The following is a 14,230-nucleotide window of genomic DNA, read 5'->3' on the forward strand; positions in this document are numbered from 1 at the left end:
TACAACAAACTACATTGAAATTTAGTCGGATTTAACTGTAGCATATTTTGGGTTCCAGTTAAGATGCGTTTACCCTGTCTGCCTACCGCACCATTGCACAGCAATTGCTTTTGTACAATTGGGGTAGCGGCTGTGGTTTTTCTCTGGTAGCGCCTCCAGGAAAGAGCAATCATCAAAGCGGCTTGGCGATCGATATTGAAGACTATGACGGCTGGCGTCCGTATTTGGAGGCTTACGGTTGGCATTGGCTAGGTGATATTGACCCTCCTCACTTTGATTACGTGGGAGGAGGAAAACAAGATATTCGTGGCACAGCAATGCTAGCAATTCAGAAGCTTTGGAATAACAACCATCCAAACCAAAAAATTGACGAGGATCGTGGTTACGGGCCTCAAACCGAATCTGCCCTAAAGAACTCGCCAGCGATGGGATTTGAGATAGCACCGTGGGATGAAAAACCCAGATTGCTGAAACTCAGCCGACCGATGATGGAAGGGTCTGATGTTACAAAGCTTCAGGAAGCTTTGAACAAGGCTGGCATTGTAGTTGGGACTGATGGTGAATTTGGACCAGCAACAGACAAAGCCGTCAAAGAATTTCAACGGCAGAAGGGTTTAGAACCAGATGGAATTGTCGGACCGAAAACCCGCCAAAAACTGGGTTGAGCGGTTGGCGATCGAGTTAACAAAATCTTGAGCTGAAAAATACGTTGTTGAATTGGCAGAGTCTTCTGAATAGCTATAACTTACGGCTCTAGAACTCTGCCGATACACCAACGCTCAGCATGAAAAAAATAAGCTACAAAAATGAGGTAAAAATGGCTGATAAACCTGAACAAACACCGAATATTTATGCCTTATTAATTGGCATTGACGGCTATAAGCCTAATCGGTTGTACAATGATCTTAAAGGATGCGTGGGTGACATCAATCTTGTAGCAAGCTACCTCTTAAAAACGGTGAAAATTCCATCCGAACGGATTTTCAGGCTGACTTCTCCGAATCCTAAAGTTGCTCAAACGATCGCAACCAAAGACCCGGAACCAACTTATGCAAACATTGTGGCGCAGTTTAAAGCCATTACAGAACTAGCGCAACCGGGAGAGCAGGTATACATTTACTACGCCGGCCACGGAGGACGGGCGACAACCATCTATCCAGAACTGAAAGGGGCTGACCAAGAAGATGAAGGTATTGTGCCCTCAGATATTAGCGCTGGAGGTCGTTACCTACTCGATGTGGAATTGGCGATGGTGTTGAAGCGGATGACGGACAAAGGGTTAATTGTCACACTTATTATGGATAGCTGTCACTCTGGAGGAGTAACCCGAGGTGATGGTGCTATCCGCAGCGGAGAAGAAACCGACAAAACACCGCCAAATCAGGAAAGCTTGGTTGCTCCGCTTGAGGAGTTGAGCAAAAACTGGAAAACTCTAACTGAAGGAGTAGATGGTGATATTGCATGGGTTCCTCCCATAAAGAATTACCTTCTTTTAGCAGCCTGTCGCCCCAATGAGGTAGCTTGTGAGTATCCGTTTGACGGTAAAGAGCAACATGGAGCCCTGACTTACTGGCTAATTCAGACTCTGGCTACGAGTTCTACAGCATTGAGTTTCAACAAACTGTACGATCGCGTTTGCGCTCAAATTCAGAGTAAGTTTCCCCAACAGTTACCCATGTTAATCGGTGACGGCACTCGCGCAGTATTTGGGAACGATCGCTTACCGCCTCAGTACAGCGTGACAGTTATCAATGTAGACGCCAAACAAAAGCAAATTACCTTGAATGCCGGATTAGCTCAAGGACTCAGCAGCGGTACGCGATTTGCTATTTATCCACTGAATGCCACAGATTTTTCCAACAGGCAACAACAACTGGCTATTGTTGAAATCGTAGAGGTTCAAGCCTCTACATCAGTGGCAAGAGTTCTGGAACCTCAAGAGGGAGGAATTAAGGTTACAGAAGAGAGCAAAATCGAACTGGGCGCTCCTGCTGTCCTGGTGGCTGCACCAGTCGCTCTGGTGCGTCGAGTCCTGTTGTTAGATAACAAAGAAGCAGGCGATAAGGAGCATCAATTACCACCCGAGTTAGTTGACAAACAACAGGAAGCTTTAGAGAAAGTTCGGCAAGCTTTGACAGGAAATGGTTGGGTTGTTGAAGTGAAAGCGGGCGATGAGCTAAAGTCTGACTATCAAGTTGCGGTTGGCAGAGATAGTGAGTACGAAATTTCTAGTGAAACTCCTTTCAAAAACTTAGGAACGCCACTACAAATTGATGCTTCAGATGCGGCGATCGGAGTTGTAAATCGCTTAGTTCATTTGACCAAATATCAAGCGGTACAAACACTAGACAATCCCTCTTCCGAACTTGCAAAACACGTTGAGTGTGAATTGGTAGACGAGAACAGGCAACCATTTAAGGAGCCGAGTAACATCGTCTTAAAACAGGGTAAGATCGTCTTCTTACGTGTTAAGAATACAGATAGTCAACCGCTCAATATTGCTGTTCTCGATCTCGACTCCACTTGGGCTATTTCTCAATATCGCATTTACGGAATTGAAGATATCTTTTTTACACTAGCTGACGAGCAAGAAATATACCTCAAAATGCGTGCTGCTTTGCCAGCAGGAGATGATGACAAGCCAGCCAAAGAAACTCTCAAGTTGTTTGCAACTCGCGGTATCGCTAACTTCGAGTGGCTAACTTTACCTGCTCTTGATGTAAATATGGGTCAAAGAAAAGGCAATCTTGAAGAAAAGCTCAACAAGAAAGCAGAAGAACGTGCAGCGAGGGGAAAATCTACCAATATCAGTCCTCTCAACAATTTGTTGAGTATTATCGGTGCTGATGTTGATAAGGCACCTTCGCCTGAGTCAGCCCGTGCGATGGTTTACGAACCCGATCCGAATGCTGATTGGCTAACCAAGCAGGTGACATTTACGATCGCTAGATAATACTTTCGGAATTGGGCTGTCAAATAGCTGAGAATTTAAGGTTGCTAATTCTAGCAAACTACTTTCCAGATTTTGACAGCCTCCCGTAAGATTTTGTGCGATGCAGAATAGCTGGAAACTAGAGATATAACGTGGAGTTATGACTGAGCTAACCGAAGAAATAGAAAATCTCGATCGAGCAATGATTTTGGAAGCCGTAGAGTTTGAACCTGTCAAGCAGGGGCGATCGCTCGTCGTAACGATTGGCATCAACGAGTATGTCCACTGGCAAAAACTCAAGAATGCCGTGCAGGATGCGATCGGGCTTCAACAGACACTCATCGACAAGCTGGGATTTTCCGCACCGATTCCACCATTGCTTAATGAGGCTGCTACTAAAGCAGCGATCGAATCCTTGATTGAGGATCAACTTCGAGAGGAGTTGCAGGAAGATGACAACTTGGTGCTGTTCTTTGCAGGGCATGGGCATACCCGTACTGACAAGGTGGGGGGCAAGGTTGTGGGAGAAACCGGATTTATTGTTCCGGTAGAAGCACGAGGACCTAAAGAATACTGGAGCGACTACATCCAGATCGATCCACTCCTTCAGTCCATTAGCAGGCTTCCAGCAAGACACATTCTTGTCATTCTGGATTCCTGCCATAGTGGTTTTGCCTTGGGTGAAGCAATGAAAAGCTTCCGAGATGCAGTTCGCTATGAGAGAGACTTGAGCAATCGCATCAGCCGTAAAGTCATTACATCTGCTAGACGTGAACAACTTGCACTGGACGGCGGACCAATTCCTGGTCATTCCCTTTTTACTGGCACGTTGGTTGATGGATTTAACTGGGGCAAAGCAGATTTGGATGGTAATGGACTAATTACTTCTTCAGAACTAGGACTATTCATTCAGCAGCAGGTAGCACAAGCTTCCCAATCGAATCAAACACCAGACTTTGGCTCATTTTATTTCGATGATCGAGGTGAAATGGTGATTTCGCTGCGGAATCAAAGCTTTGATGCACTCAAAGCTCGTGCCTTTTCTGCTCTACAAAGTGGTAATTTTACTACTTTTAGTGAATTGGTCGATCTCCTTATTAAGCTAAAAGCTTCTAGTCCTGAAACACTTTACTTAGAATACAGATTGAGATTTTTTGAACGAAACTTTGAAAGAGTCATTGAAATTATAGAAAATCTTCTGACATTAAACCCTCCTGTTGGTCTAGTTCCACTTTCTAGTGACGACCTCTGGGTGATTAGAGAAAAACTCGATTGTTGGAAGTCTTTACTAACGATTGCCCAATCGGAGTTTCCGCTCAAAGTCACCGTTATGGTAGGTTCAGCTCCCGATGAAATTGAAATAGCTGAACAACCAAAAACTAGTAATGAAGCAGCTTATTATATTGAGTACCAAAACACTTTTTATTTTAGAATTAATAATTTTACAGAAGAAACCATCCACGTTTACATGGTTAGCATTGATGTGAATGGTCGGTTTTCTTCTATGAATCTCTGGCAAGATGCAGAAGTTTTATTAAATGGCCTTTCCCCCGGAGCAACAAAATTAACATATATTTTTGTTCAAAAAGAGAGCAGGGGCTTAGTAGAATTACGCTTATTTTCTTCACCTAAAAGAGTGGATTTTTTTCTATTTCCAGCAGACAATAACATCTCCTATGGCAGTGTTATAGAGATTGAAGATGAGGATTTAAAAACAATCAAGATGAAATCTATTCGTTATACAGCCCAAAAGTTTGTATAAACTTCAATCGTTACGTTAATAGCAATAAAATATATTAGTTCGAGACAAAGCCATGCAATGGGAATACAACAGAACTAACTTCGATCGCAACCTAGCAGTCGTCATCGGCATTAATCGCTACAAGAGCGAAAGCATTCATGACCTGAGTACACCAGTCAGTGATGCTAGGGCGCTTGCGGATTTGCTAGAAACAGAGTATGGATATAATCAAGATGAAAAAGGCGATCGCCTGTTCGATGAAAATGTAGTTCGCCTGTTCGACTCAGACGCCACGCTGACAGGACTCCAAACGCTACTTGATAAAACCATTCCCCATCAACTCAAGCCCACGAAATACGATCGCCTAATTTTCTACTTTGCGGGTCATGGCATTCCCCACAACGGTCAAGACGGACCAGAAGGATATTTAGTCCCACAGGATGCAGACTGGCAGAAAGACGGCTCTTTTCTAGCCATGTCTGAGGTGTATAAGGCACTGAGCAAACTGGAGTGTCATCATTTGCTAGTCATTCTGGACTGCTGCTTTGCTGGAACCTTTCGCTGGGCAGGTCGCCGGAAAATGATACCGATTCTAGAAACGGTTCGCCGGGAACACTACGATCGCTTCATTCGCTATCCGGCATGGCAGGTAATAACCTCGGCAGCGCACGACCAAGAAGCATTAGATGTGGCTAAATTAGCTGAGGATAAGCGTGGTGCAATTCCAGATGAGAAGCAGGAACTGCATTCTCCGTTTGCACTGGCACTACTGGAAGGATTGCGCGAAAACAAAGCAGACATGATTCCAGATGGCGTTATTACTGCTCACGAGTTGTATGTGTATCTAGATCAGCAGGTCAGCCAGTTATCTGGCTCTCGTCAAAAGCCTGGAATCTATCCGATGAGGCTAGAGTATGACCGAGGAGAGTTTGTTTTTACAAAACCTGGATTCACGTCCGAGCAACTCAAGCCTGCACCACTCCTGAACGAGAGCAATAATCCCTATCGTGGGTTGGCATCATTTGATGAAAAACACGCTAACTTCTTTTTCGGTCGAAAGATATTAGTTGAAGAACTCCAGCATCGCCTGTCTCAAGCGAATCGTTCTCTCACGGTCGTTTTGGGAGTTTCGGGTTCCGGTAAATCCAGTTTAGTTAAAGCCGGATTGATTCCTGAGTTGAGGCAGGAATCAAAATGGTACATCCTCGATCCAATACGTCCGGATCGGTATCCATTTACAGCTTTAGCACGAGCCATTCTGCCTATCGCTCAGCCGGAACTGATGGAGCAACTCTCTCAAGTGAGTTTTCTTGATGAGGTGTTCAAACCCAAGGAAGAAAGCGGTCAAGATAAGGGTGATGAATCAACAGATGCAGTGTTTGTCAAACTAGCAGAGTCTTGGAACAGTGCAAAGTCAGAAGCTAAACTTTTGGTCGTTGAGGATTACTTCAAGCAGCTTTTGGCTTTGTGTCGCAATCCCGAAGAAAAGGAACAGTTATCGCAGCTTTATCGGGCAATTTTTGAAACACTAGAATCTCTGAGTAATAGACTCCAAAATGAGCCGCAACACCTCTCTAGTGTTATTAAAAAGTGGAACGAGAGTCATCCCAATGTCAAGTTGCTGTTAACGATCGACCAGTTTGAAGAGTTGATTACGATGAGCCAGGAGAGTCAAACAGAAACTCGTGGCGGTGACAGGCAGGAGAGCGATTCTCGGAACGAGACAATTGGCGATCGCGCTGCTGAATCTCAACCTTGGCTACCGTTTTTGCAGGTGCTGACAGAGGCAATTGTTAAATGTCCTCAGCAGTTGCATATTGTGTTAACGCTACGCTCCGACTTTGAACCGCGTTTTCTTTCTTCACCACTTTCGGCTTACTGGAAAGATGCCCGATTCCCCGTGCGGGCGCTGAATTTGGATGAGTTACGACAGGCGATCGAAGGACCTGCCCTGAAGCAAGCGTTGTACTTTGAACCACCGGAGTTGGTGGGCAAGTTGATTGATGAGGTGGGGCAGATGCCGGGAGCGTTACCGTTGCTCTCGTTTACCTTGAGTGAACTGTATATCAAACTGTACGATCTGTGGACAAAGGATAAGAGTACAGATCGCGCTTTGCGAATCAAGGACTATGAGGAACTGGGTGGAGTGGCAGGAGCATTAACCCGTCGAGCAACGGAAGAGTATGAGGTACTGGATGAGAAGCATCGAGCCACGATGCGGCGAGTAATGCTGCGGATGGTGGCGATCGAGGGGGGAGGAGTGGCACGGCGACGGGTGCCAATGGCTGAACTAAAATATTCATCTACTGAGGAAGATGAGCGAGTCACAACAGTGATTGAGCGTCTGGTCAATGCTCGCTTGTTGGTGAAAGGACAGGAGACTGGGGAACCTTACGTGGATCCAGCTCACGATTTCCTGGTGCGAGGATGGGACGAGTTGCAAAACTGGAAAGATGCAGAACAGGAAAATTTGATTTTACAAAGGCGACTAACTCCTGCTGCCGTGGACTGGAAAAATCAACAACCCGAACCACTTCGCTGGAATACGGCTCCACATCATTGGTTGAAACAATTTAAGGATCAATGGGAGAAAAAAGATCAACAAGTTGGTCTGCTGTGGAATACTAACCCTCGCCTAGATTTATTAAAAAAACAGGTCTGGTTAAACGATGTTGAAACTGAATTCTTCCGGCATAGTATTCTCAAAAAAAATAGAGATACTTTGAGAAATCGGTGTCTTATTTTTGGGATACCACTAGCATTAGTTTTAAGTATAATATTGCCTTTGATAGATGCAACTTTATCCTGGGGGAGACACTTGGAACATTTAGGTAAGCTCTCAAGAGGACAGTTTGTGGTTTATCTAATTAATAATCAACAGGAGGCATATTATAAAAAAAACAAAAAATTTTTTCAAACAATAGATGAGCTAAATATTGACACAATTAATAAAGATTATATTTATGAGATTCCTGAACAACAACAGGCTATAGTAACAGCCAAGCCTAGAGTGGAAGGCTTGCAAAGCTTTACTGGAAAAGTTTTTATTATTGAAGGAAAAACATTATCTATAATTTGTATGAGCAATAAAACCACCAAAACTACTCCCGGTAAACCTATTTTGAAAAATGGCAAACCTCAGTGTGGTTCAGATTCTAGCCGAAAGGATTTCAAGAAAATAAATGACCCTGACTTAAGTAAACCCGTACCACTAGGGATAGTTGTTCTGTTGGAAATTTGGGAAAAAATTAGGCAGTTAGGGAAATAGCTATGATTGCTCACGCAGGTGCTAGATGAGTAAGAATGAATGAAACAAGGATTAACAATGATGTGGGAAGATAAAAATAATTTTGATTGCAACCTCGCAGTTATTATCGGCAGCAATCAATATCAAAACAGTATTGCCAAGTTGAAAACAGCAAAACCCGATGCTGAAACACTAGCTGATCTATTAAGAGATGAGTATCAGTATCAGGTTGAGCTAATCACGGATGACACCGATCGCAAGCGCACACTGGAAGAGCTTAAAAACCTACTCAAGGAGTTGCCTGAAAAACTCCAGCCACCTGCCGAAAACAATCGCCTGCTCTTCTACTTTGCTGGACACGGGATGCCCCTCGAAAGCGACCACGGATCGACTGGAAAGTTAAAAAAGTTGAGCGATCGCCTCGTCACATAATTTTTATCACTAATCTTTGTATAAAGCTCAGCTTGCAGGTTTTACCAAACTTTTCTCCCAAGTCTCGCAAATTGCTGTAGCACCCATATTTGCAATCTTTTTGATAATTAGAGTAGCCAGGAGAGTAGCAACAACAGGAGCAAACCCAAATCCACTGACTAAAACAGGAGCCAACATCCCAGCCGCTTTGGTATAGTTCTGATTTATTGTTTCATCTAAAATCTTCTGAGTCTCTGCATCGTCTCCGAGGGGTTTGCACATAAGTTGGTAAACTAAGGGGTTCACGCGATCGAACAACTGGCGACCAGCATCTAAAAATCTTGGATCGATCGCTGCTCTAGCCGCAAAGTTCACATCAATAGATTCCAAGGAAGCTGCGTCTACCCCTCTTGCTCCACGTCCAGCAACATCATCCCCTATGGCTTGTACGCGAGAGCCTAGCTGAGCTTCCAATACATCATCATCCAGCTCCCACAAACTTGCCACAATGGCTTCAACTTCTGTCATTGCTAGTTATCTCCAGGCTTTAGTTAACAATAGAGTTACTGATTATTCTGGGGATATAAAAATATCTTCCGAAACCAATCAAGCTAGTTTAACCAAAATATAGTGATATTTCAAAAATCTCAACTATTCTTATCATTTTTTGATTGAGCGACTATCTCTCTGGAGATGAGCCGTGTTCGCGACTAATATCATTCCGGGTGGGCCGGAATGATATTACCCAACAAAAGAAGCCGGGGGTAGCGCGCGAGATCGTTTTACTTTTAATTAGAACGACCTACTTAATTACTAACCTCAGCCATTTCAATCACGCGACCATCGTAATCCTTAACCAAAAAATTCAGCGGCTTTTCCCGGCGAATTTTATAACTAATGCCGCGAGTTTGTACCCTCATCAATAGCTGATCCAAACATTCGCGATCGAAACAAACGTGACGCGGGCGATTTTTTTCCCCTACACCGGCCCCGCTAATAATGTGCAGTTGGGTATTTTTCATCAACTGATACCACAAACCCTCGGGACTCCCCATTGTTTGAGAGGTCGTTGCCCTCCCGACATTCGGCGACAAATACAGCGGATCGATACCAGTTGTCCCCAAAGTTTGCTCGTAATTGTAGTAGTAGTGCAGCGGCACTTCTGCTACTGGCAGGTTTAGCATACCTTCATAGAACTCCCTCGCTTGTCCGAGATCCGATACCATCACTGTGTGTACCTTCGGAGCACTGGTGAGAAACATCCACATCGCCCCCGCATAGGCGGCCAGCAGCATCACCATAATCCCTTGAGTCGAAAACAAGCTGTCCAGGGACGGCAAAAAAGAGCTCAAGTACAAAGGCCGAAGTCCAAAAGCAATAAAACTAACTGCTAGAGTCATGAATTATAAGAAAGGGTAAACAACGAAATTTATCAAGATTGCAGTCGCGATCGCCCGCGAGACTTAAACTATTAGCTTAGCCATCTATAGCAATCCTAAATGATTCGTGTAATTCTTGTAGGGGCAAACCCCCCGTGGTTGCCCCGCTTGACTGGGGTAGGCACGGGGGCACTACCCCTACATATTTTTACAAATGATTTAGGATTGCTATATGTTAGCAAAAACTAGCGGTTAGGCCCTACCCGATGAAAGTCTTTGTCTACGGCACTCTCAAACCGGGGGAGTGCAACTACCTCCGCTACTGCGAAGGAAAAGTTGTGAATGCTTACCCCGCGATCGCCCGCGGTCAACTTTTTGCGCTGCCGATCGGCTATCCTGCGATGATGGCCGGAGATGGCACAGTCTGCGGTTTTCTCCTCTGTTTCGCAAATTCGGCTATTTTGGACGATTTAGACCGATTGGAAGACTATCATCCCCTGCGGGAACCGACACAAAACGAATATCAGCGACAGGAAATCGAAATCTTCGATCGACACCTCAAACCTTTAGGCACGGCTTGGGCTTACTTCATGTTACCCGATCGCGTTCGTTCCCTAGGAGGCATCTGGCTGCCCCACGGCAGGTGGGAAAATAGGTTTTTCACCAATTGACACTCCCCTGGCTAAAGCCGAGGGGATTCTTGATTCGCAGAATCAACTTGCCGATGCAGAATTACTTCAACATCGGTAGCGGTCAACTCTCCACAAGCGTTCGGATCTCTGATCCAAGTTCCGACGTGCCCCGCCGTACTCAATCCCCGACTTAGGATTACTTTAGCTGCGTTGTGATCGCGATCTAATACACATCCACACCGACAAGCGTGAGTTCGCGTTGATAGACTTTTCTTAACAATGGTTCCGCAGCTAGAACATTCTTGACTCGTCCCGTGGGCTGGTACGGCAATTGTAATTCTTCCGAATACTTTACCAAAATATTCCATCCACACTCGAAACATATACCAAGATGCGTCGTTAATTAATTTAGCTAAGCAGTGATTCTTCACCATGTTTTTGATTCTCAAATCTTCATAGACTACACAGTCGTTGGACTGGATAACACATCTTGCTAATTTCACGGCAAAATCTTTACGCTGTCTACTTATTTTGAGGTGGCGTTTTCCTAGAATTACCCTAGCTTTTTTTCTATTTTCTGAACCTTTGACTCGCTTTGAAAGCCGCCTTTGGGCTTTCTTTAGTCGGCGCTCTCCTTTGCCCAGAAAACGCGGATTTTCGACTGTAACACCATTAGAGTCTGTGTAGAACTCTTTGAGCCCCACGTCTAATCCAATAGCATTACCTGTAACTTCAACCTTCTCGGAACGGTCAACTTGAATGCAAAACTGGACGTAATATCCATCGGCTCGTTTGACTAAGCGCACTCGCTTAATTTGGCTAAGCTGATAGAAATGTAAGTCTCGCGTTCCTTTCAGCTTGAGTTTTCCGATGCCTTTTTTATCGGTAAAAGTGATAGATTTTCGGTCAGTTGCCATCCGCCACCCGGTCGTTTTATATTCGACCGACCGATTGTCTTTCTGAAACTGCGGAAAACCCTTTTTTCCTGGGATTTTATTTTTACAGTTGTCGTAGAATCGGGCGATTGCCGACCACGCTCTTTCGGCGCTTGATTGTCGAGCCATGCTGTTCAAGTCATCACAAAACGTCCATTCTTTAGCTAAAACAGCGCTGTACTTATTTAAGTCATACTTATCGACTTTTTGGTTTTCCATCCAAAAGCGCAATGCTTTGTTACGGATGAATTGTACTGTTCTAATTGCTTCGTCTACAGCGGCAAATTGCTGCTTTTTTCCGTATGCTTTGAATTCAAAAACTAGCATGACTTCGACCTCATCACGTTCTTCTTATGCTAACAACATCGGCTTAATATCGCTTGAGTTGTTCACAAAGCTTTACACGTAAGTTTCGTATACTATAAAGTTAGTCGTAAAAACTTGGTTCTAACAAAGGAACTGGGAGGCTAAAGCCTCCTTCTGCCTTTCATCCCCGGACTAAAGTCACGGGGTTTTCATGCTTGATCGTTATAAGGTGGTTAATGCCGATGAGCTTACTAAATAGCCATTGCAGTGGGCGAAGGTGGCTCGAACCTGTAACCGTAACCCCGAATAGTTTTAATAAACTGCGATCCAGTAGCATCAACTTCAATCATTTTCTTGCGAATTTGACCGATATGTACGCTAACAACTTTCTCTTCTCCTGTGTCGTCGCAGTTCCACCCCCAAATTTTTTCAATTAGCTGTTGGCGACTCCAAGATTGACCGGAATGACTTGCCAAAAAATACAAAATATTAAATCCCAAGGTTGTTAACTTGATAATTTTGTCGTTGAGTGTTGCTTCCCGACGCGCTGAATCGATCGCGAATTGATCGAATACAATACGTGATGAAGCGACAGGCCTCATCCGTCTCAACACAACTTCTATACGAATTGCCAACTCCGCCAAACCAAAGGGTTTGCAGATATAGTCATCAGCACCTGCAGACAGGACTTTAAGTTTATCAGCTTCGTCTGTGCGGCTGCTTAGCATAATCACAAAAACATTAGTACGGCGCTGCATTTCCTGGCAGAGGTGATAACCTGTAGTACCTGGCAAATTCCAATCGAGAACGACTAGCAGTGGCTTGAAGTTCTCAAACAATTCTAAAGCCGTCTCGCCATCGGCTGCCGAATCTACTTGATATTTCTGATTTAAAAAACGATGAACTAGATTGCGGATGGATACGTCATCATCCACAACGAGAATCTTGGGAGTAGTATCAGTAGTCATCACAAAAAAGTTTCTTTCTTTTGTCAATTTCAACCGGGCAATTACAGCACAGCTTTAGTGAAGCAAAAATTCCAGGTCTTTCCAACTAATACAGACTTTTTTGGGGCAATTCTTCTCTCAACTTCGCTTGAATGTCAAAAGGCTCTCCCCAATCCCAAATTTTTACTTCTAGGTGTTCGTTAAATACCATTATTTCAAGCTCTATCGGAGTTTCTAATGGCAGATTTTTGTGAGCGTGGCGAACAGCATTCGTAAACCCTTCAATCACAGCAAGTTTACACTGATGCAAAACGACTAGGGGAATTGGTAGAGGATCTAGCTGTTCAACCCAGGATAAAACTTGAGCAACAGCCTTGATATCCGTATTTACTTCAAGCCTAAATTGGTGAAGTGGCTGGTTAGAACTTGGCTCGTGTTGGGGAACTCGTTGCTTTTGAAACCCGAAATTAAAGCTGGTTAAAACATCGATCGCGCGCTTAAAAAAACCATCTTCAATGCTGCGTTGGGATGGTACTAGACCAGGCTGCTGATAATATTTTACAATGAACAGACAGTTCCGACCGTCAGAAGTGCGGGTATAACTTAGCTCATCGGCAATTTTGCCAATAATTTTTATACCTATCCCACCTGACGGAATTTCATCTATGTTATCTATCATGGTGCTATCCTTTGTCATCATTTAATGTGTACTTTTTTACCTAAAAAAGACAGTGGCATTCTGAACGATTAAGTTTGCATGATTTATGCCTGACTTTTCCCGTATGCCGTGCACTTGTTGTCCCGATCATTTTCTCTTTTTTGCTCGGAGCTTGACAAACTCAGTTTGCGATCGCTAAACTGATCGAAAACTGACATTGACAATTAGATAAGTAAATTATACAATGACCACCCTCAAAGCCTCTGAGGAGGGATTAGTAAAAATTAAGCAAGCTAGAAGAGAAAGGGGCTCGACTATAGAAGACCCCAGATGGCTAGTAGAAGCTAGTCAAAAATTAGAGCCCGATCGAACTTGGACTATTGCCGGGCCCTATGCCGATGGCCTCTCGCTGCCAACTTGGAGGCGTTTTTTAGGAGGAAGAGACCCAATTAAAGCTAATGCTTTCAAGGCTTTCTGCAGGGTTTTGCAGTTGAATTGGGAAGAAATTGTCGATCGTCCTCCTTTAGCCCCCTCTTACCAAGGGGGGGTTGGGGGGGTTAGAGATTTTTGCCAACAGGATATTGATTCGGTAGTGCAAGAGATCCGGCAAAAATGCCACAGCAAAATCCAACAGCTTTACAGCAAAATGCAACTGTTGGATATTGCACAGCCCGTTGATGTCAGCAACCTCTACGTTGAAGTCAACATTTTGGAGGAAATTACCAGTTGGCAGCCGGGAGAAATTAGCGATTTACTCAGAGACTTCAACCCAGATGCAGATAACTTTAACCGCTTGGGATTAGGTAAAGTACGCCAGAAACGAGTATCAGGATTGGATGCGGTGAAATCTCATTCTAAATTGATGGTACTCGGCAAACCGGGTTCCGGTAAAACTACTTTTTTGAAACACATTGCCATTCAGTGCGATCGCGCAAAATTTGAAACAAACAAAATACCGATTTTTATGGGAGCATCCCGGTTTTGTAAATGGTTAAAAGTATGATAAGAGCCAAAATTTTTCGCCCTCCGCTATATGATAGAA

At 44.1% G+C, this 14,230-nt stretch carries 12 protein-coding genes; 7 read left to right on the forward strand and 5 right to left on the reverse strand.

What is annotated here, in order from left to right; all coding sequences use genetic code 11:
• Window positions 1-74: 74 nt before the first annotated feature.
• The 5 genes from QUA16_RS32135 to QUA16_RS32155 all read left to right on the forward strand — a co-directional run bounded on the left by QUA16_RS32135 (window position 75) and on the right by QUA16_RS32155 (window position 8,352).
• On the forward strand, window positions 75-665 hold the full coding sequence (locus tag QUA16_RS32135) for a peptidoglycan-binding protein (RefSeq protein ID WP_333108360.1): 591 nt from the start codon (window positions 75-77) through the stop codon (window positions 663-665).
• Window positions 666-817: 152 nt separating this feature from the next.
• Window positions 818-2,953 carry a caspase family protein gene (locus tag QUA16_RS32140; RefSeq protein ID WP_333108348.1) on the forward strand — a complete coding sequence of 712 codons (2,136 nt, stop codon included), beginning with the start codon at window positions 818-820 and terminating at the stop codon, window positions 2,951-2,953.
• Window positions 2,954-3,092: 139 nt separating this feature from the next.
• The gene (locus QUA16_RS32145; RefSeq protein ID WP_333108349.1) at window positions 3,093-4,694 is read left to right on the forward strand and encodes a caspase family protein; all 1,602 of its coding nucleotides are present in this window, start codon (window positions 3,093-3,095) and stop codon (window positions 4,692-4,694) included.
• Window positions 4,695-4,746: 52 nt separating this feature from the next.
• On the forward strand, window positions 4,747-7,941 hold the full coding sequence (locus QUA16_RS32150; RefSeq protein ID WP_333108350.1) for an nSTAND1 domain-containing NTPase: 3,195 nt from the start codon (window positions 4,747-4,749) through the stop codon (window positions 7,939-7,941).
• A gap of 39 nt (window positions 7,942-7,980) precedes the next feature.
• Entirely contained in the window at window positions 7,981-8,352 is a 372-nt protein-coding gene (locus tag QUA16_RS32155) for a caspase family protein (RefSeq protein ID WP_333108351.1), read from the forward strand.
• Window positions 8,353-8,379: 27 nt separating this feature from the next.
• Here QUA16_RS32155 and QUA16_RS32160 read toward each other — a convergent pair whose 3' ends face one another.
• The gene (locus tag QUA16_RS32160) at window positions 8,380-8,859 is read right to left on the reverse strand and encodes a hypothetical protein (RefSeq protein ID WP_333108352.1); all 480 of its coding nucleotides are present in this window, start codon (window positions 8,857-8,859) and stop codon (window positions 8,380-8,382) included.
• Window positions 8,860-9,137: 278 nt separating this feature from the next.
• Complete coding sequence (locus QUA16_RS32165; RefSeq protein WP_333108353.1) at window positions 9,138-9,731, reverse strand: glyoxalase-like domain protein; 594 nt, start codon at window positions 9,729-9,731, stop codon at window positions 9,138-9,140.
• Window positions 9,732-9,976: 245 nt separating this feature from the next.
• Here QUA16_RS32165 and QUA16_RS32170 point away from each other — a divergent pair, with 245 nt between their 5' ends.
• Entirely contained in the window at window positions 9,977-10,381 is a 405-nt protein-coding gene (locus tag QUA16_RS32170; protein ID WP_333108355.1) for a gamma-glutamylcyclotransferase, read from the forward strand.
• A gap of 11 nt (window positions 10,382-10,392) precedes the next feature.
• Here QUA16_RS32170 and QUA16_RS32175 read toward each other — a convergent pair whose 3' ends face one another.
• The 3 genes from QUA16_RS32175 to QUA16_RS32185 form a co-directional block, all read right to left on the reverse strand.
• Window positions 10,393-11,604, reverse strand: coding sequence for a transposase (locus QUA16_RS32175; protein WP_333108356.1), 1,212 nt, complete (start codon window positions 11,602-11,604; stop codon window positions 10,393-10,395).
• Between the two features lie 230 nt (window positions 11,605-11,834).
• Window positions 11,835-12,551: a response regulator transcription factor gene (locus QUA16_RS32180; RefSeq protein ID WP_333108357.1), complete on the reverse strand. Its 717-nt coding sequence runs from the start codon at window positions 12,549-12,551 to the stop codon at window positions 11,835-11,837.
• 85 nt (window positions 12,552-12,636) lie between these two features.
• A complete protein-coding gene (locus tag QUA16_RS32185; protein WP_333108358.1) occupies window positions 12,637-13,209 on the reverse strand; it encodes an ATP-binding protein in 573 nt (190 codons plus the stop codon).
• 223 nt (window positions 13,210-13,432) lie between these two features.
• Here QUA16_RS32185 and QUA16_RS32190 point away from each other — a divergent pair, with 223 nt between their 5' ends.
• A complete protein-coding gene (locus tag QUA16_RS32190; RefSeq protein WP_333108359.1) occupies window positions 13,433-14,191 on the forward strand; it encodes a hypothetical protein in 759 nt (252 codons plus the stop codon).
• Window positions 14,192-14,230 lie beyond the last annotated feature (39 nt).

This window comes from Microcoleus sp. S13_C3 (genome assembly GCF_036700905.1).
In the GTDB taxonomy this organism is placed as follows: Bacteria; Cyanobacteriota; Cyanobacteriia; order Cyanobacteriales; family Microcoleaceae; genus Microcoleus.

Excerpts from the sequence above, each read along its gene's own strand:
- QUA16_RS32185 (WP_333108358.1), bottom strand. The coding sequence starts at position 13,209 with ATGATAGATAACATAGATGAAATTCCGTCAGGTGGGATAGGTATAAAA.
- QUA16_RS32170 (WP_333108355.1), top strand. The coding sequence starts at position 9,977 with ATGAAAGTCTTTGTCTACGGCACTCTCAAACCGGGGGAGTGCAACTAC.
- QUA16_RS32180 (WP_333108357.1), bottom strand. The coding sequence starts at position 12,551 with ATGACTACTGATACTACTCCCAAGATTCTCGTTGTGGATGATGACGTA.
- QUA16_RS32160 (WP_333108352.1), bottom strand. The coding sequence starts at position 8,859 with ATGACAGAAGTTGAAGCCATTGTGGCAAGTTTGTGGGAGCTGGATGAT.
- QUA16_RS32140 (WP_333108348.1), top strand. The coding sequence starts at position 818 with ATGGCTGATAAACCTGAACAAACACCGAATATTTATGCCTTATTAATT.
- QUA16_RS32145 (WP_333108349.1), top strand. The coding sequence starts at position 3,093 with ATGACTGAGCTAACCGAAGAAATAGAAAATCTCGATCGAGCAATGATT.
- QUA16_RS32150 (WP_333108350.1), top strand. The coding sequence starts at position 4,747 with ATGCAATGGGAATACAACAGAACTAACTTCGATCGCAACCTAGCAGTC.
- QUA16_RS32175 (WP_333108356.1), bottom strand. The coding sequence starts at position 11,604 with ATGCTAGTTTTTGAATTCAAAGCATACGGAAAAAAGCAGCAATTTGCC.
- QUA16_RS32165 (WP_333108353.1), bottom strand. The coding sequence starts at position 9,731 with ATGACTCTAGCAGTTAGTTTTATTGCTTTTGGACTTCGGCCTTTGTAC.
- QUA16_RS32155 (WP_333108351.1), top strand. The coding sequence starts at position 7,981 with ATGAAACAAGGATTAACAATGATGTGGGAAGATAAAAATAATTTTGAT.
- QUA16_RS32190 (WP_333108359.1), top strand. The coding sequence starts at position 13,433 with ATGACCACCCTCAAAGCCTCTGAGGAGGGATTAGTAAAAATTAAGCAA.